General features: G+C 49.6%; 16 protein-coding genes and 1 pseudogene. 5 read left to right on the forward strand and 12 right to left on the reverse strand.

The window, feature by feature from the left end:
- Positions 1-6 precede the first annotated feature (6 nt).
- Both oppD and oppF read left to right on the forward strand, forming a co-directional pair.
- Positions 7-1,002 carry an ABC transporter ATP-binding protein gene (oppD, locus tag A7983_RS18815; protein ID WP_005968707.1) on the forward strand — a complete coding sequence of 332 codons (996 nt, stop codon included), beginning with the start codon at positions 7-9 and terminating at the stop codon, positions 1,000-1,002.
- The gene (oppF, locus tag A7983_RS18820; protein ID WP_005968704.1) at positions 999-2,027 is read left to right on the forward strand and encodes a murein tripeptide/oligopeptide ABC transporter ATP binding protein OppF; all 1,029 of its coding nucleotides are present in this window, start codon (positions 999-1,001) and stop codon (positions 2,025-2,027) included. The genes oppD and oppF overlap by 4 nt, the downstream gene beginning before the upstream one ends.
- 71 nt (positions 2,028-2,098) lie before the next feature.
- On the opposite strand, the gene A7983_RS18825 is transcribed toward oppF, so the two are convergent.
- Together A7983_RS18825 and cls are read right to left on the reverse strand one after the other, a co-directional pair.
- On the reverse strand, positions 2,099-2,422 hold the full coding sequence (locus A7983_RS18825; protein ID WP_005968702.1) for an HI1450 family dsDNA-mimic protein: 324 nt from the start codon (positions 2,420-2,422) through the stop codon (positions 2,099-2,101).
- Positions 2,423-2,478: 56 nt separating this feature from the next.
- Positions 2,479-3,939 carry a cardiolipin synthase gene (gene cls / locus A7983_RS18830; protein ID WP_005968700.1) on the reverse strand — a complete coding sequence of 487 codons (1,461 nt, stop codon included), beginning with the start codon at positions 3,937-3,939 and terminating at the stop codon, positions 2,479-2,481.
- A 289-nt stretch (positions 3,940-4,228) separates the two neighbouring features.
- Between cls and A7983_RS24010 the strand changes: the two genes are divergently transcribed.
- Positions 4,229-4,405: a YciY family protein gene (locus A7983_RS24010; RefSeq protein WP_005968698.1), complete on the forward strand. Its 177-nt coding sequence runs from the start codon at positions 4,229-4,231 to the stop codon at positions 4,403-4,405.
- A gap of 74 nt (positions 4,406-4,479) precedes the next feature.
- Here the strand turns inward: A7983_RS24010 and A7983_RS18835 are convergent, their stop codons facing one another.
- Together A7983_RS18835 and A7983_RS18840 are read right to left on the reverse strand one after the other, a co-directional pair.
- Positions 4,480-6,153, reverse strand: a complete 1,674-nt coding sequence (locus A7983_RS18835; protein ID WP_005968696.1) for a Tar ligand binding domain-containing protein — start codon at positions 6,151-6,153, stop codon at positions 4,480-4,482.
- Between the two features lie 132 nt (positions 6,154-6,285).
- On the reverse strand, positions 6,286-6,582 hold the full coding sequence (locus tag A7983_RS18840) for a YciI family protein (protein WP_005968694.1): 297 nt from the start codon (positions 6,580-6,582) through the stop codon (positions 6,286-6,288).
- Between the two features lie 264 nt (positions 6,583-6,846).
- On the opposite strand from A7983_RS18840, the gene tonB reads away from it, so the two are divergent.
- The gene (tonB, locus tag A7983_RS18845; protein WP_005968691.1) at positions 6,847-7,602 is read left to right on the forward strand and encodes a TonB system transport protein TonB; all 756 of its coding nucleotides are present in this window, start codon (positions 6,847-6,849) and stop codon (positions 7,600-7,602) included.
- A 140-nt stretch (positions 7,603-7,742) separates the two neighbouring features.
- Here the strand turns inward: tonB and yciA are convergent, their stop codons facing one another.
- The 3 genes from yciA to A7983_RS18860 form a co-directional block, all read right to left on the reverse strand.
- A complete protein-coding gene (gene yciA, locus A7983_RS18850) occupies positions 7,743-8,165 on the reverse strand; it encodes an acyl-CoA thioester hydrolase YciA (protein ID WP_005968689.1) in 423 nt (140 codons plus the stop codon).
- 22 nt (positions 8,166-8,187) lie between these two features.
- Complete coding sequence (locus tag A7983_RS18855) at positions 8,188-8,754, reverse strand: septation protein A (protein WP_005968688.1); 567 nt, start codon at positions 8,752-8,754, stop codon at positions 8,188-8,190.
- A 197-nt stretch (positions 8,755-8,951) separates the two neighbouring features.
- Positions 8,952-9,707, reverse strand: a complete 756-nt coding sequence (locus A7983_RS18860) for a YciC family protein (RefSeq protein ID WP_005968685.1) — start codon at positions 9,705-9,707, stop codon at positions 8,952-8,954.
- A 345-nt stretch (positions 9,708-10,052) separates the two neighbouring features.
- Here A7983_RS18860 and ompW point away from each other — a divergent pair, with 345 nt between their 5' ends.
- Positions 10,053-10,685: an outer membrane protein OmpW gene (ompW, locus tag A7983_RS18865; RefSeq protein ID WP_005968683.1), complete on the forward strand. Its 633-nt coding sequence runs from the start codon at positions 10,053-10,055 to the stop codon at positions 10,683-10,685.
- A 168-nt stretch (positions 10,686-10,853) separates the two neighbouring features.
- Here ompW and A7983_RS18870 read toward each other — a convergent pair whose 3' ends face one another.
- The 5 genes and pseudogenes from A7983_RS18870 to trpD all read right to left on the reverse strand — a co-directional run.
- Positions 10,854-11,573, reverse strand: coding sequence for an oligogalacturonate-specific porin KdgM family protein (locus tag A7983_RS18870; protein WP_005968682.1), 720 nt, complete (start codon positions 11,571-11,573; stop codon positions 10,854-10,856).
- A 385-nt stretch (positions 11,574-11,958) separates the two neighbouring features.
- The gene (gene trpA, locus A7983_RS18875; protein WP_005968680.1) at positions 11,959-12,765 is read right to left on the reverse strand and encodes a tryptophan synthase subunit alpha; all 807 of its coding nucleotides are present in this window, start codon (positions 12,763-12,765) and stop codon (positions 11,959-11,961) included.
- Positions 12,765-13,958 (reverse strand): tryptophan synthase subunit beta, encoded by a 1,194-nt coding sequence (trpB, locus tag A7983_RS18880; protein WP_025919071.1) that lies wholly within the window; start codon positions 13,956-13,958, stop codon positions 12,765-12,767. The genes trpA and trpB overlap by 1 nt, the downstream gene beginning before the upstream one ends.
- A 13-nt stretch (positions 13,959-13,971) precedes the next feature.
- Complete coding sequence (trpCF, locus tag A7983_RS18885) at positions 13,972-15,339, reverse strand: bifunctional indole-3-glycerol-phosphate synthase TrpC/phosphoribosylanthranilate isomerase TrpF (RefSeq protein ID WP_005968676.1); 1,368 nt, start codon at positions 15,337-15,339, stop codon at positions 13,972-13,974.
- A 7-nt stretch (positions 15,340-15,346) separates the two neighbouring features.
- Positions 15,347-16,336, reverse strand: a pseudogene (gene trpD, locus A7983_RS24900) (anthranilate phosphoribosyltransferase); the annotation flags it as partial.
- Positions 16,337-16,373 lie beyond the last annotated feature (37 nt).

Raw genomic sequence — 16,373 nt, forward strand, 5'->3', positions numbered from 1 at the left:
ACCAACATGAGCAAAATTGATTTAACGGGCGCGCACGACGCGTTGCTACATGTTCAGGATCTACGGGTAACGTTCAAGACGCAAGATGGGGACGTGACGGCGGTTAACGACTTGAACTTCACGCTCAATGCCGGTGAAACACTGGGGATTGTCGGTGAATCAGGCTCGGGTAAATCGCAGACGGCGTTCGCGTTGATGGGATTGCTGGCCCGCAATGGCCGTATTGGTGGTTCGGCGCGTTTTCGTGGCAAAGAGATCCTCAATTTACCGGAAAATCAACTGAATAAGCTGCGTGCTGAAGAAATCAGTATGATTTTCCAGGATCCGATGACCTCACTCAACCCTTACATGCGCGTCGGTGAACAACTGATGGAAGTGCTGATGTTGCACAAACGCCTGAGCAAAAGCGAAGCGTTTGAAGAGTCGGTCAAAATGCTGGATGCGGTCAAAATGCCGGAAGCGCGTAAGCGTATGAAGATGTATCCGCATGAGTTTTCCGGTGGGATGCGCCAGCGCGTGATGATTGCGATGGCGCTGCTGTGCCGACCGAAACTGTTGATTGCCGATGAACCGACAACGGCATTGGATGTGACGGTTCAGGCGCAGATTATGACGCTATTGAACGACCTGAAGCGCGAGTTTAATACCGCTATCATCATGATCACGCATGATCTGGGCGTGGTTGCCGGTATTTGTGACAAAGTGCTGGTGATGTACGCGGGGCGCACCATGGAATATGGTGTCGCACGCGATGTCTTTTATCATCCGAGCCACCCATATTCTGTTGGTCTGCTCAACGCTGTGCCGCGCCTGGATGCGGAAGATGAGGTGCTGGCGACCATTCCAGGTAATCCGCCTAACTTATTACGCTTGCCGAAAGGGTGCCCGTTCCAACCACGCTGCCCGTATTCAATGGATGTCTGCCACAGCACACCTGCATTGGAATCTTTTGGTGATGGCCGCTTGCGCGCCTGCTTTAGAGCGATTGAGGAGGTGGTATGAACAACGCGGACGAAAAAAAGGTGTTATTAGAAGTGGACGATCTGAAAGTTCACTTTGATGTCAGAGAAGATAAGCAGTGGTTCTGGCAGCCGCCTAAAAAACTGAAAGCGGTTGATGGCGTGACGTTGCGCTTATATGAAGGTGAAACGCTGGGTGTGGTAGGGGAGTCTGGCTGCGGTAAGTCTACGCTGGCGCGTGCCATTATCGGGCTGGTAAAAGCGACCGACGGACGCGTCACCTGGTTGGGAAAAGACCTGCTGGGTATGAACGCCGATCAATGGCGTGCAGCACGTAGCGATATTCAGATGATATTTCAGGACCCGCTGGCGTCGCTGAATCCGCGTATGAATATCGGCGAAATTATTGCTGAGCCGTTGAAAGTTTATCATCCAGAGCTTGATCGACAGGCGGTAAAAGATCGCGTAAAAGCGATGATGCTGAAGGTTGGACTGTTGCCTAGCCTGATCAACCGCTATCCACATGAATTCTCTGGTGGCCAATGTCAGCGTATTGGTATCGCCCGCGCGCTGATTCTGGAGCCGAAGCTGATCATCTGTGATGAACCGGTTTCAGCCCTGGACGTATCGATCCAAGCACAGGTGGTTAACCTGCTCCGTCAATTACAGCGCGAAATGCGCCTGTCTCTGATTTTCATCGCTCATGACCTATCGGTAGTGAAACACATTTCCGATCGCGTATTAGTGATGTATCTGGGCCATGCGGTAGAGTTGGGAACTTACGATCAGGTTTATCAAAACCCGCAGCACCCGTATACCCGTGCGCTGATGTCCGCGGTGCCAATTCCCGATCCCGATCAGGAACGCAACAAGAAGATACAGCTACTGGAAGGGGATTTGCCTTCACCGATCAATCCGCCATCCGGCTGCGTATTTTGCACCCGTTGTCCGGTTGTCGGCCCTGAGTGCTCGAAAACCCGTCCATTACTGGAAGGGAGTTTTACGCATGCAGTCTCATGCCTGAAGGTCGATCCGCAGGCGCTGTTACCGGAAACGGAAGCTCAGTAACCCGTTTTATCGGTTACTGATGTAAAAAAGGCGTCTCCTGTGGGAGACGCCTTGTGTTTAAGCGAGATAACTTATTCTTTCCACAGAATGTGGCAAAGTTTGTGGTCTTTTTCCCGGCAAATCAGCACGCGGGCAAAAATATCGGTAATTTCTTCACCGTCTTGTTCGGCCAGCCCAATCACGACTTCGGCAAAGAAATCAGGGTTCAGGTCGAAATCAACGTGCTCAGCCCAGTCTTCCGCAGGGTCAAATAACTCAGCGCCGCCGCGTTCTTCGAATTGCAGATTGAACAGCAAAATGTCTGCCGGATCGAGATTGTCAGCGGCCAGTTCCAGGAAGATATCGTAGGCCTGTTCTAATGCTTCGTCTTCGGTCAGGCGGTTATTCAAATCCATAAAGCGGTTCCTGTTAAATTCCCAATAGCCTTATTAGAACACGGGAAAACGCGTATTTATAGCAGGGGGCTGAAAAAGTAGAACAGCCGCTCGACGATGCGCTGCCAGTAAGGACGGTTTTGCCACAACGTCGCATCCAACAGGCGCGAACGGGCGATATAGTCTTCCTGTACGCAGGCTAAATCGCTGCCGAATCCGGCATCATCGATCACCAGCGTAATTTCAAAATTCAGCCACAGGCTGCGCATATCGAGATTCACTGTACCGACCAGGCTGAGTTGCCCATCGACCAGCACGCTTTTGGTATGCAGCAGTCCATCCTTGAATTGATAAATTTTTACGCCTGCGGCAAGCAGTTCCGTGAAGAATGCACGGCTGGCCCAGCCGACCAGTACGGAGTCATTTTTGTGTGGAACAATAATGCTGACATCGACCCCGCGCTGAGCGGCAGTACAGATGGCATGTAGCAGGTCATCGCTGGGGACGAAATAGGGGGTCGTCATGATTAGCTGCTTACGCGCCGAATACACGGATGTCAGCAGCGCCTGATGAATCATTTCTTCAGGGTAGCCAGGGCCTGAAGCGATAACCTGAATGGTGTGGCCGCTCTCCTGCTCGAATGGCATGACGTTAACATCTGGCGGCGGTGGAAGCAGGCGTTTACCCGTTTCCATTTCCCAGTCGCAGCAGTAAATAATTCCCAGCGTGGTCGCTACCGGACCTTCAATACGCGCCATCAGGTCAATCCATTGTCCAACGCCAGCATCTTGCTTGAAGAAACGGGGATCGACCATATTCATGCTGCCGGTATAGGCGATGCGGTTGTCGATCAGGATGATTTTACGGTGCTGTCGCAAATCCATGCGACGTAGGAAGGCACGAAACAGATTCACTTTCAGCGCTTCAACCACTTCTATTCCTGTGGTGCGCATCAGTTCGGGATGCTGCTGGCGGAAGAATTGTACGCTACCGGCAGAGTCCAACAAAATGCGGCAATGTACACCGCGACGCGCCGCGGCGATAAGGGAAGAGGTAACTTGCTCAACCAGTCCACCGGGTTGCCAGATATAAAACACCATCTCGATGTTGTTACGTGCGAGTTCAATATCACGCAATAACGCTTTAATGGTGTCATCAAATGTGGTCATCAATTGCAGTTGGTTGCCTTTAACACCACCAACGCCTTGCCGACGTTCACAAAGCTGGAATAGCGCGCTAGCGACTTCACTGTTTTCCGTCGCGAAAATACGACGGTATTCCTTTAATTCGCGCAGCCATTTTGCCGTTGATGGCCACATTTTACTGGCACGTTCAGCCCGACGTTTACCGAGATGGAGTTCGCCAAACGAAAGATAAGCGACAATACCGACAAGTGGCAGAATATAAATCACCAGCAGCCAGGCCATCGCTGAAGGCACCGCCCGGCGTTTCATCAGAATACGCAAGGTCACACCTGCGATCAGCAACCAGTAGCTAAAAACCAGTAGCCAACTTATTACGGTATAAAATGTCGACATAAAAGCAGCACAGTTCCCTTCTGCAAAGAATTAACAAAGTGTACGCATAGATTTACAAAAGGGGAAATGCCTTTCCTCTGAATATCTCTGTTATATTTCAAGCGGCATATACGTTGGCTTCACTCAAATACTCTGCCATTGTTGACTCATGTTTTGTCATGCAGCCTGAATTATTGAAGGTATAAAACTTCTGAGTAAGAAGAGAATGCCGAAGGAGTGATTCACTGATTGTCGTCACGCATGAGGAGGTTATAATGCTCAACGCGAGTGGATTAACAAGAGTCGCATCATGAAACGCAGTCGGAATGAAGTGGGCCGTTGGCGGATGTTACGTCAGGTCCAGCGTAGAAGAAGTCGCTGGTTGGAAGCGCAGTCGCGCACCTATCGCCATATTCGCTCTGCTCGTTATTTGCAGCAGAAGCACCAACGGCGGGCGTTACTCTATGCGGTAGCCTACGAGTGGTAAGTCAGTGAGAAAAATAGCGGCCCGAAATATGGTCGCTATTTTTTATCACGCTATTGGCTTATTTTATTTTCGACTCATCCCACCATTGGAAGACGTTGAGTCATTTCTCTCTGGTCAATCATCAGATTAACGTCATGCTCTGTCGAGGGAAGGAGAAACAATGATACTGAGGCATTGAGACGTTCCGTTTGCTCCAGCAGTGAGGTGAAGGTGTGCGCGGAGGCTTCAACCTGGCCCGCATTTTCTCTGACGGTGTCGTTCAGTGTGCTGAGTCGAGCCGTCACTTCATGAATGCTTTCATTTTGCTGGTGCGATATTTCCGATATTTCGCTCAGAAACGTGCCTGTTCCTTTCGCTGTCTGAATAATGTTCTGTAGGCTGTCGTTCAGCTTGTTTACCAGCCGTGTTCCCGCGGTTACGCTGTTGTCTGAATCACGGATCAGCACATTAATATTCTGCGCAGAGTGACTGCTTTGCGAAGCCAGCGTGCCAACTTCTCGTGCGACAACAGCGAACCCGCGTCCCATTGCCCCAGCCCGTGCGGCTTCAATCGCTGCATTCAGGGACAAAATGTGAGTCTGGAATGCGACGTTTTCAATCATCCTAATCGCTTCCGTCATTTCTCGCGTTCTACCTGCGATGTCTGACATCGCTGCCTTGACGTCATTCATCATCGTTTCACCCTGTGTGGCAATTTTGCTGGTGTCTTCCGCATGCAAATTGGCCTGTTGGGTATGCTGGGTATTTTTTTCCAGATGTTGGCTGAGCTGAATAACGTGTTCAGTCGTGGCTTTAAGCTCACGAGATTGGCGATTCGCCTGCTCAGAAAGTTGATGATTATCCGCAGCGACGCGATCGACCTGTGCCACCATGTGGTCAACGCCCTGACGAACCTGATTAACTAACGTGACCAAGCCTTCCTGCATTTGAATGACGTTGGTATTAAGCTGCTCAACTTCGCGTGTGCCGCGGGTCTCTGTGCTGACCGAATGAGAAAGATCGCCAGCGGCAATCCGTTTTAAATGGGCAATGATTTGTGTCAGGGGGCGAATAATGATTCGATTCACGGCAATCCACACTGCGATGGCGATCGCCAGTAAGAGCCCCAGTACTGTGATAAAAATGGTTTTCGCGCGATCGAGAGAGGATAAGAATTGTTGACCATGCTGCTTTTGTAGTGCATCGGTATCTTGCAGATAGTGCGAATATTTTTGGGTAAAATCGCTTTGGTAGGCCTGAATCGGGACAGCAAAAAAGATATCGATCTGGTTAGTGGTCTTGATTCCTTCGGCCAGTTCGACCAGCCCGGAATAAAGCTGGTTGTAACTTTTTTTCAAATCGGCAAAGGCTGGTGTGTCCGCTTCATCTGTCGTGGCTGTCCCCAGTAGCTGGTAGTGCGCTTGTGCTTGTTTCAGAGACACTTCCGCTTCATCCATCAGGCTATGCCAACTGCCTTCAGATCCTGTTTCTTTGTCTACCAGCAGATAAATACCCGCGCGGTTAAGTTTGTCGCTGGCATTCATCACTTCCATCCGTGCTTTATCCATTACCGCTTGTTGCTGTCGAAGGCCCTCATTCGCGGAGATATCCTGTCGGACCTGTGTCATCGTTTGAGAAATAACGCCGATAGAAACCAATTGCAATAAAGAAAATAACCCAATGATCAATAACAATCCGGAGAGAATACTTAAGCGATGACGGCGGCGGAGAGTAGCAATTCCGTTTCGCAAAACCGCAGGCATTAACATGATTGTTGACCCTTTATAGATGAATAGCGGTCAAACTATCACGGTTAAATGACTAAAATATTTCAGCTTTTGGCGGGGAGGTAAGAGGCCATGATTTTTTGTGTGTAACCATGACCTGTATCAATCGAATGTTTAAAACACTTTTTTGAAGGGTTTCACGCTGACGTGTTGATAGACACCGGCTGCAATATAGGGGTCGGCGTCGGCCCATGCTGTTGCCTCATCCAGCGACGCGAATTCGGCGATAATGACAGAACCGCTAAAACCAGCCTGACCGGGATCTTCGCTGTCGATAGCCGGTAACGGGCCCGCAGTAATGAGTCGCCCCTGATCGCGTAATATCTGTAAACGGGCAAGATGGTCTGGTCTGACTGACAGGCGTTTCGCTAAGGAATCAACATTATCTTCAGCATAAATGACATAGAGCATAGCGGCCTCACGGGTAGGAAGGTAGATTCTCGCGTTCGGGATTCCGGGTAGGGTTCCCCAACTGCCAAACACTATCGGTAAGATAAACGTGTTTCTACTATCATACGTGATGTTGTTTGAAGACAATAGCTCGAGGACAATAGGTTGATCTGCCAGAGTAATCCCCCCACGATTTCTGTTTTTTTTACAATTCCACGGGTTGTTATTGAATATGATTGCTATTTGCATTTAAACTTGGGCGGCATAAGAGGATAAAGACAGACTATGCCGCAAAAAAAATTTTTTTTAACCCGCCGTTACTCATGGCCATTCGTACTTTCAGTTGGTTTCCACGGTTCACTGATTGCAGGTTTGCTGTACGCTTCGTTTAATAATTCAATCGAATTACCGCAGGAGTCTAAACCCATCAGCGTTGTGATGGTGAATCCCGCAACTTACGAAGCGGCACCTGCTGCTAAATCAGCCCCTGAACCAGAGCCTGTTAAGCAGCCAGAACCTGAGCCGGAACCGATTCCAGAACCGGAACCCGTGCCGCAGCCGGTAGTGATACCGTTACCCGAACCAAAGCCCAAGCCGAAACCTAAACCGGAGCCTAAGCCCGTGAAGAAGGTTGAGCAGCCGAAGCCGGTTAAGCGTGAGCCGACCGTTGAAAAACAGCCACCTTCGCCGTTTACCAGCGAAGAGCCGACGCGCAATGTTAATAATGCGCCAGTGAAACAGGCGCCTGCACCAGCAGCAAGCTCGCAGTCGAGTGGGCCACGTCCGCTGAGCCGTGCGCAGCCACAGTATCCGGCTCGTGCGTTCTCTCTACGCGTTGAAGGGCGAGTAAAAATGCAGTTTGATGTGGATGAGTCCGGGCGCGTTGACAACGTTCGGGTACTTTCTGCTGAACCGCGCAATATGTTCGAACGTGACATCAAACAGGCGATGCGTAAATGGCGTTACGAAGCGAGCAAGCCAGGTAAAGATCTGGTTGTGACCATCGTGTTTAAAATTGATGGTGGGGCGGCGGTCGAATAACACTCGCCAATACACAAAAAGAAGCGGGGCGTCATTTTTGATAGATGACGCCCCGTTTTCGTTAATTCTGTATACCCGGCAATCATTCCAGACAGATGACGTCGTACTGACACCACAAGCGCTCCGCCTGATGTCTGACGTTACTCGCTTGGCGTGAAGTTGCTTTTACCGACGGGCAGCTCACGTGGATGGCCTTCTTCATCAACGGCGACGTAGGTGAATAACGCTTCGGTGGCCCGATAGCGTTGGCCAATGGGTTCAGAGGAGACTTTCTTTACCCAGACTTCAACGTTTATGTTAATGGAGCTACGGCCAGTACGTAAGCAACGCGCATAACAGCAAACCACATCGCCGACGGCGACAGGTTTTAAGAACGACATCCCATCAACTCTTACGGTAACGACACGCCCTTCGGCGATTTCTTTTGCCAAAATCGCGCCGCCGATATCCATTTGCGACATCAACCAGCCACCAAAAATATCCCCATTTGCATTGGTGTCGGCTGGCATTGCCAGCGTGCGGAGAACCAGTTCACCCTGTGGTAACACGTTTTGTATGCTCATTGTGTATGCCTCGGTTTAGCGATTACTGTTGCTCGCTTTTTTCTTCTTCTGATTTCTCTGGGTCGTTGGGTAAGTGGCGATAAATATAGACGCCACTTACCAGCGTAAACAGCAGCGTCACACCGGTTAGTCCAAAGACTTTGAAATTCACCCAAACGCTTTGCGGTAGCCAGAAAGCAATATAGATGTTAACCAACCCGCACACCAGAAAGAACATAGCCCAGGCGAAATTGAGTTTCCCCCAAACAGGCTGTGGCAAGGTCAACTCTTTACCCAGCATCTTCTGAATCAGGGTCTGTTTCATGACAAACTGACTAACCAGCAGGGCAATGGCAAACAAGGCGTAGATGATGGTCACTTTCCATTTAATAAACAGATCGTTATGGAATACCAGCGTTAGCGAACCAAAAACGACGACCATGGCAAAGGTGACCAGCGTCATTTTCTCTATTTTACGGTAGATCACCCAGGTTACCGCGAGTGACAGCGCCGTTGCCGCAATCAGTGCACCCGATGCGATATAGATGTCATAAAGTTTATAGGCCGCAAAAAAAACGACCAACGGTATAAAATCAAGAAGTTGCTTCATTATATCAATCCATCACTCAACAGTGTCGTAATCATAACCCGCAAGAGTTATCCGGTAGCTCACGCCATTATCCTTTATTGTGGATCACCATTCCCGAGATATTGTAATAATTTGCAGAGAATTACGATTGGGTTGGTAGCGGTCGGGGATCTGCGAAGCCTATGTCAGTTCGTTATGACATAGGCAAGGCGCGACGATTAAGCACGCAGCAGCATATAAAGGCGGAATAGATAAATGAGCAGGATAGCGGAAATCAGGTTGCCGAGCCCATTTAGCACCACGGCCATTACCGTTGGTGATGAGATCGGTAACAGGGATACGAGTAACAAGATAACGATCTTCGTTAGTATCCACGTCACAATCGCGGAGGCGGTAATGCGTAAATTATCGTAAGCCAACCTGGCGCTGAGTTTTATCGCATGAAACACGCCACTTTTCTCTGCCACTATAATCACGGGGGACAAGCATAATGCAATCGCCAGTAAAATGCCGGGAACAACAAAAAGCACTATGCCGAGTGGGATGAGCAAGATGCAGAGTAAGAGAAAAATAAACAATTTAAGTAAAAAAGGTGTCGATGCCCCAATAGCACGTAGCGCACTGGTTCGTTGTCCATTAGAAACCAACTGGATCAACATTAACACCCCGCCGACCAGTAATGAGTTGCCGATTAATGTAGAAAAAATATCGGCTACCGAAATTTTCAGTAACACGTTTTTCTGTTCTGACGTCAGTTGCTGGACCAGGTCCATCAAGCCGATCTTGGCTGAAGCTGGAAAGTCATCATTAATGGACTGTAGCAGAATCTGTAATTCATCCACTGAGGGCAAAAAGGCGTTATTCATGGTGACAGTAATGAATGCCGTTAACAGTGACATCATTAGGATGCTGATGAACTGGTTGCGGGTAAAATTCATTGCGTCACGGTATAGCGCGGTGGCCGTGATAGGCATGCAGGCTCCTTGAAAAATAAATCGACAGAAAGAACTTAACTTACGATTGTAACCTGTTAATTCGTGCTGTGGCACCCCATCAACGATGCAATGCTGCTTTTCCCTTCGTTACGGATCAATGTGGCATGGTTACCCATTGTCATTTTCCTCGTTATCAATGACACGTTTTATACATTTCGCTACTTTTGATCTAGATCAATTCCATGAATTTTAATTGGTTAGTGGTAAATGATTTGGTTTGGTTTTGACGTAAAACCTTTAGGGGATGTGATCTGACTTAAAACAATAATACCTATTTGGGGGTATATTTTGTTCGAAATTTAAACCCTATAAATGGAGTGGGTAATGAAAAAAACATCTTTCTTATTGTTGGCAGCAGCGCTCATGCCTGCATTTGCGCAGGCTCATCAAGCGGGTGATTTCATTGTTCGGGCCGGTTCGGCCACCGTGCGTCCTGCTGAAAGCTCGGACAACGTGCTGGGGTTGGGGGAGTTTCAGGTTAGCAACAATACTCAGTTGGGTCTGACTTTCAGTTACATGGTGACGGACAATATTGGTGTTGAATTGCTCGCCGCCACACCGTTCAAACACAAAGTTGGTACACCGGGCACAGGAACGATTGCTGAAGTTAAACACCTGCCACCGTCACTGGTTGCACAATACTATTTTGGCGATGCTCAAGATAAATTACGTCCCTATTTGGGGGTTGGTCTGAACTACACAATGTTCTTCGATGAGAAATTTAATGATACGGGGAAAGGTGCAGGTCTGAGCGATCTGAGCCTGAAAAATTCCTGGGGCATTGCGGCGCAGGCCGGATTGGATTACAACCTGGATAAAAACTGGTTGCTCAATATGTCCGTGTGGTGGATGGATATTGATACCGATGTGAAATTTAAAGCCGGTAACGATCAGCAAAGTATCCATACTAAACTTGATCCGTGGGCCTTTATGTTTGGCGTGGGTTATCGTTTCTGATGGCGAACTTATTTTTAACGTTGTGTCAGCAACGGCCCGTAAGGGATGGCACGTCATAAAAAAATGGCGAAGTGAATAACTTCGCCATTTTTATAGACAGGAAATAACAAACCAATAAAGAAATACTATTTATTACTACAACACTTATCTATATAGCTTTATTAACTATTAGAACGCGTATTGCACACCAACACGGTAGCGAGTTTGGCGCTCATCAGTGGTTGTACTGCCAATTACGTTGCCGACTTCAGCGTATGGTGTCCAGTTTTTGTCATATTTATACGCTAATTTAACGTTATGAGTGAGGCCATAGTTGTCGCTGTCGGCAACGTAACCAACAGAGCCGGCTTTGGTTTTCTTGTCGTATTCAAATTCGTATTCAACCACAAAGTTCGCAGGCAGTTTATAACCCAGCGTACTGGTGATGGTATAGCCTTTCATATCGGTAGGCTCTGTAGTAGTAATTTTATTACTTCTACGTAAATAAGATGCACGATAGCGCAGGCCATAGTACAGAGAATCAGTAATATTGGCGGTGCCTTTGATGTAAGGACGATAGTTGTTGTCGTCTGAACTGGTGACCATATTCAAACCACCTTCCAGCCCAAAGGTTTTATCGAACTTATACAAGTAGCTGGCGGTCACTTCGGTACCGTTGCTGACTGTTTCGTTATACGGTTTATTAGGTGTATTATCTTTGCCTGATTGTTTCCACTTGGCTTCCATTGACAGGCCAAAACCGTTGTCAAAACGGTTAGACATCAGTAAACGATCCTGGTGGTTGGCACTTGCGGTATCTTTCATTTCATGACGGTAGTCAATCGTAACAGCCATGGAGCTTAAGCTGATTAAGGAAGTTACCATCATCGTCAAAATTTTAACTTTCATTTTATTATCCCATGTTGAAGAGAATTATTATTTAAAAAACGCGCTGCCACTTTGTTCAGCGATTTCATTCTATTTATTTTATCTTACAGTAATGTGAACAAGATCTTCAAAAAGAGAAAATTTTAAATGATCTCAATTCTGTGATTTTCTTCGTGTTTTATTAGCGGGATTTATGCGGATTAAAAAATAGCAGGTAATTAATTTATTTATTTGATGTGGCGTTAAATAATTATTTCAATTTGAAATCCTTTATTACAATTATAATAACTTGAACATAGAATAATAATTGAAAATATTTAGCAGCGATTAAATAAGAAATAATTTGAAACACTATTTGGCGCGCGACATTGCTTGCGCTAAGTACAAATCGCGCGCCTGAAACGTGTTATGAACGTGTTGCTGCTTTCATTTCACTCACAAAGGTCTGTAACTCAGACAGCATTACGCTGGGCTGGTTCAGATTTTTTTCGATAATCCGCACGATGGCAGAACCAGAAATGGCACCTGCTGCACCCGATGCGAGAGTTTCCCGCACCTGGGCAGGATCGGAAATGCCAAATCCTTGCAGCGGCGGGGCAGTGTGATACTCGTTCAATTTGGCAACCAGATGATTGAGTGGCAACTGAGCTCGCTTTTCTGCCCCAGTCACGCCTGCGCGTGAAACGAGATAGGTATAGCCACGGCCATAAGAGGCTATCTCGCGCAGCAGTTCATCATCAGCGTTGGGTGGGCAGATAAAGATAGGGGCAATACCGTGTCGTAGTGCTGCGGTACGGAAAGGGGCCGACTCGACCACGGGAACATCCGCCACTAAAACCGAATCGACGCCAACCGCGGCGCAGCGTTGATAAAATTCATCGATGCCGTTGCTGAAGACCAGGTTGGCATACATCAGCAGGCCAATCGGGATTTCCGGGTATTTCTGACGTATGGCCGCCAGCATTTCGAAGCATTGCCCAGGTGTGACACCTGCGGAAAAAGCACGCAGGTTGGCCGCCTGAATGGTTGGGCCATCCGCCAGCGGGTCAGAGAAGGGTACACCCAACTCCAGCGCATCGGCACCCGCAGCAATCAGCGTATCGATAATTTTCAGTGACTGTTCAGGGGACGGGTCGCCCAGCGTGACAAACGGGACGAATGCGCCTTCTTTTTTCTCTGCCAGGCGTGTAAACAACTGTTGGTAGCGCTCCATTAAATTTCTCCCCGATCTTTCAAAATATCGTGCACGGTAAAGATGTCTTTATCACCACGACCTGACAGATTGACCACCAGCAGTTGCTCCTTCTCCGGTTCCGCTTTGATCATCTTCAAGGCGTGTGCTAATGCGTGGGAGGACTCCAGCGCAGGAATAATACCTTCACCACGGCAGAGCGCTTTGAAGGCATCCAACGCTTCATCATCGGTAATCGAGACATAGTCGGCACGGCCGATGCTGTTCAGGTAGGCGTGCTGTGGGCCGACGGACGGGAAATCCAGCCCGGCGGAAATAGAGTAGGACTCTTCAATTTGTCCGTCAGACGTTTGCATCATTGGGGACTTCATGCCGAAATAGATACCGACGCGACCATGTTTTAACGGTGCACCGTGCTGCCCAGATTCAATGCCTAAGCCGCCAGGTTCAATGCCGATCAGACGGACGTCAGTATCGTCGATGAAATCAGCGAACATCCCAATCGCGTTTGAGCCGCCGCCGACACAGGCCAGAACCGCATCCGGCAGGCGACCTTCTTTTTCCAGGATCTGTGCTTTCGTCTCTTCGCCAATCATGCGTTGGAATTCACGTACGATCGTTGGATAAGGATGCGGACCCGCCGCTGTTCCCAGCAGATAGTGTGCCGTTTCATAGCTGCCGGACCAGTCACGCAGCGCTTCGTTACAGGCATCTTTTAGCGTAGAGGAACCGCTATGAACCGGAATCACTTCGGCCCCCATCAGGCGCATACGGAAGACGTTCGGCGACTGGCGCTCAACGTCTTTTGCGCCCATATAAACGCGGCATTTCAGGCCGAGCAGGGCGCAAGCCAGCGCCGTCGCGACGCCGTGTTGTCCCGCACCGGTTTCAGCGATGATTTCACTTTTACCCATACGCTTAGCCAGCAAGGCCTGTCCAAGCACCTGATTCGTTTTGTGTGCGCCGCCGTGCAGCAGATCTTCACGCTTCAGGTACAGCTTGGTTTTCGTCCCGGCCGTCAGATTCTGGCACAGGGTTAACGCTGTTGGACGACCCGCATAGTTTTTCAGCAAGTCGGTAAACTCGGCCTGAAACTCAGGATCTTTCTGTGCGCTGACGAAAGCCTCTTCTAATTGGCGTAACGCCGGGATGAGGATCTGCGGCACAAACTGTCCGCCGAATTCACCGAAGTAAGGGTTGAGTAATGTCATAATTTTCCCGTCTGTTTTAGTGTTGCGGCTGACGTAACGTCATAAAAGCCGCAGCAATTTTATGTGAGTCTTTTTTTCCCGGTTCGCTTTCTACCCCGGAATTAAAATCCAGCCCTGCGCAACCTTGTTGTGCCGCGAGGGCGCAGTTATCGCTATTCAGACCACCGGCTAACAGCACGTTATCCAGTGATTGATTGTCCAGCAGCGACCAGTTGAAGGTTTTACCGCTGCCACCCTGACCGTTGTCAAACACGTAGCGATCGACGTGGGTGAGATTACGCTCTGGCAGCACGTCTGCGATGCTCAGCGCTTTCCAGATCTGGCAGGTCGCAGGTAGTTGCTGGCGTAGTTGGTTGATTGTCTGTTGATCTTCATCGCCGTGCAGTTGAACGGCGGCTAACCCCAACTGCGTGGTGATAGCAACGATGTGTTCGACGGGCGCGTTGCGGAAAACACCGACATAGCGCAGTGGTGCTCCGGCGATGACATCGGCGGCTTGTTTGGCGTCAACATAGCGTGGAGAGCTGGCAACGAAGATTAATCCGCCATAGAGTGCGCCAGCCTGGTAGGCTGCCTGTGCATCTGCTGCGCGCGTCAGGCCGCAGACTTTGTTCTCGCCCAGAATAACGCGGCGTACCGCACCGTTCAGATCTGGCTCGGACATCAGCGAGCTGCCGATCAAGAATCCCTGAGCAAAGGCGCTGAGTTCACGGATCTGCGTATGGCGGTTGATACCAGATTCACTGATCACGGTTACGCCAGCGGGCAGACGCGGTGCAAGCGTCCGGGTACGGTTGAGGTCAATGGAGAGATCGCGCAGGTCGCGGTTGTTGATCCCGACGACGCGTGCTTCAAGCTGAATGGCACGCTGTAGCTCCTCTTCATTACTGACTTCCGTCAACACGCCCAGCTTCAGGCTGTGCGCCACCTCGGCCAGTTGCTGATACTGCTCGTCGTCCAGTACAGACAACATCAGCAGAATAGCATCGGCCTGATAGTAGCGTGCCAGATAGATCTGATAGGGCGAAATAATAAAGTCTTTGCACAACACCGGCTGATGTACTGCCGCGCTGACCTGTGGTAGAAAGGCAAAGTCGCCCTGAAAATATTTCTCATCGGTTAACACGGAAATGGCGGACGCATAACCTTTATAGACCTGAGCAATCTCCACTGGGTCAAAATCGTCGCGGATCAACCCTTTCGACGGCGACGCTTTTTTGCATTCCAGAATAAAGGCGGGTTTATCCTGTTTCAGCGCTTGATAAAAGTCGCGTTGGCTGGGGACGATTTCATGCTGAAAAGAGGCCAGCGGCTGTGCTTTCTCACGTTCAGCAACCCAGAGCGCTTTATCACGCACAATTTTATGTAATACGGTTTCCTGCATGGTTCCATTATCCTCTGGCGGACAGGGCGATAACACGCTGATAAGCCTGCCCGCTATGAATGACTTCAAGTGCCTGTTGCGCATTCTGGCGCAGATCTTCTTGTCCGAACAATCTCAGGAGCAAAGCAACGTTGGCGGCAACCGCAGCGGCGTGTGCGCGTTCACCTTTACCTTGTAGCAGCGACGCGAGAATGTCACGATTTTCTTCCGGCGTACCGCCTTGTAATGCCGACAGCGGATGCGCATCCAGACCGAAATCGCGGTGCGTCAGTTCGTAAGTTTCGATCTCGCCGTTATTTAACTCGGCAACCTGCGTCGGTGCATGAAGTGCCACTTCGTCCATCCCGCCGCCGTGTACGACAGCGGCACGCTGGTAGCCCAGCACCTTCAGCGTTTCGGCGATAGGGCGAACTAATTCGGGGCTATATACGCCAATCAGCGCCAGCGGTGGTCGTGCCGGGTTAACCAACGGTCCCAGCACGTTGAAGACGGTGCGCGTTTTGAGCTGCTGACGCACCGGCATGGCATGGCGGAAACCCAGATGATAGTGCGGAGCAAACAGGAAACACACGCCCAGATCGTCCAGAGCCTGACGTGAATCCTGCGCGCTCATATCCAACTTAATGCCGAAAGCGGAGAGCAAATCGGATGAGCCAGAACGGCTGGACACACTGCGGTTGCCGTGTTTGGCGATTTTCAGGCCACAACTGGCGGCAACGAAGGCACTGGCGGTTGAGATGTTGATGCTGTTCGTGCCGTCACCGCCCGTGCCAACGATATCGGCAAATAAATAGTCTGGGCGCGGAAACGGCTGCGCGTCGGCCAGTAATGCGGTGGCGGCACCGGCGATTTCATCGGGATGTTCGCCGCGTACTTTCATGCTAATCAACGCCGCTGCCAGTTGGCTAGCTTCCAGTTCACCGCGAATAATCGCGCCAAATAGCGCCTGACTTTCCTGACGGCTGATATTTTCCGCGCGGTATAATTTTTCCAATATGTTTTGCATGATAAATACATCCTGAGCAGTAGACGGT

The organism is Pectobacterium wasabiae CFBP 3304 (assembly GCF_001742185.1).
In the GTDB taxonomy this organism is placed as follows: Bacteria; Pseudomonadota; Gammaproteobacteria; order Enterobacterales; family Enterobacteriaceae; genus Pectobacterium; species Pectobacterium wasabiae.

What these genes read in the sequence shown, in the direction of transcription:
- yciA (WP_005968689.1), bottom strand. Translation starts at nt 8,165, where the DNA reads ATGAGCATACAAAACGTGTTACCACAGGGTGAACTGGTTCTCCGCACG.
- A7983_RS24010 (WP_005968698.1), top strand. Translation starts at nt 4,229, where the DNA reads ATGAAACGCAGTCGGAATGAAGTGGGCCGTTGGCGGATGTTACGTCAG.
- A7983_RS18835 (WP_005968696.1), bottom strand. Translation starts at nt 6,153, where the DNA reads ATGTTAATGCCTGCGGTTTTGCGAAACGGAATTGCTACTCTCCGCCGC.
- A7983_RS18870 (WP_005968682.1), bottom strand. Translation starts at nt 11,573, where the DNA reads ATGAAAGTTAAAATTTTGACGATGATGGTAACTTCCTTAATCAGCTTA.
- oppF (WP_005968704.1), top strand. Translation starts at nt 999, where the DNA reads ATGAACAACGCGGACGAAAAAAAGGTGTTATTAGAAGTGGACGATCTG.
- cls (WP_005968700.1), bottom strand. Translation starts at nt 3,939, where the DNA reads ATGTCGACATTTTATACCGTAATAAGTTGGCTACTGGTTTTTAGCTAC.
- A7983_RS18860 (WP_005968685.1), bottom strand. Translation starts at nt 9,707, where the DNA reads ATGCCTATCACGGCCACCGCGCTATACCGTGACGCAATGAATTTTACC.
- trpA (WP_005968680.1), bottom strand. Translation starts at nt 12,765, where the DNA reads ATGGAGCGCTACCAACAGTTGTTTACACGCCTGGCAGAGAAAAAAGAA.
- A7983_RS18825 (WP_005968702.1), bottom strand. Translation starts at nt 2,422, where the DNA reads ATGGATTTGAATAACCGCCTGACCGAAGACGAAGCATTAGAACAGGCC.
- oppD (WP_005968707.1), top strand. Translation starts at nt 7, where the DNA reads ATGAGCAAAATTGATTTAACGGGCGCGCACGACGCGTTGCTACATGTT.
- trpCF (WP_005968676.1), bottom strand. Translation starts at nt 15,339, where the DNA reads ATGCAGGAAACCGTATTACATAAAATTGTGCGTGATAAAGCGCTCTGG.
- A7983_RS18840 (WP_005968694.1), bottom strand. Translation starts at nt 6,582, where the DNA reads ATGCTCTATGTCATTTATGCTGAAGATAATGTTGATTCCTTAGCGAAA.
- A7983_RS18855 (WP_005968688.1), bottom strand. Translation starts at nt 8,754, where the DNA reads ATGAAGCAACTTCTTGATTTTATACCGTTGGTCGTTTTTTTTGCGGCC.
- ompW (WP_005968683.1), top strand. Translation starts at nt 10,053, where the DNA reads ATGAAAAAAACATCTTTCTTATTGTTGGCAGCAGCGCTCATGCCTGCA.
- tonB (WP_005968691.1), top strand. Translation starts at nt 6,847, where the DNA reads ATGCCGCAAAAAAAATTTTTTTTAACCCGCCGTTACTCATGGCCATTC.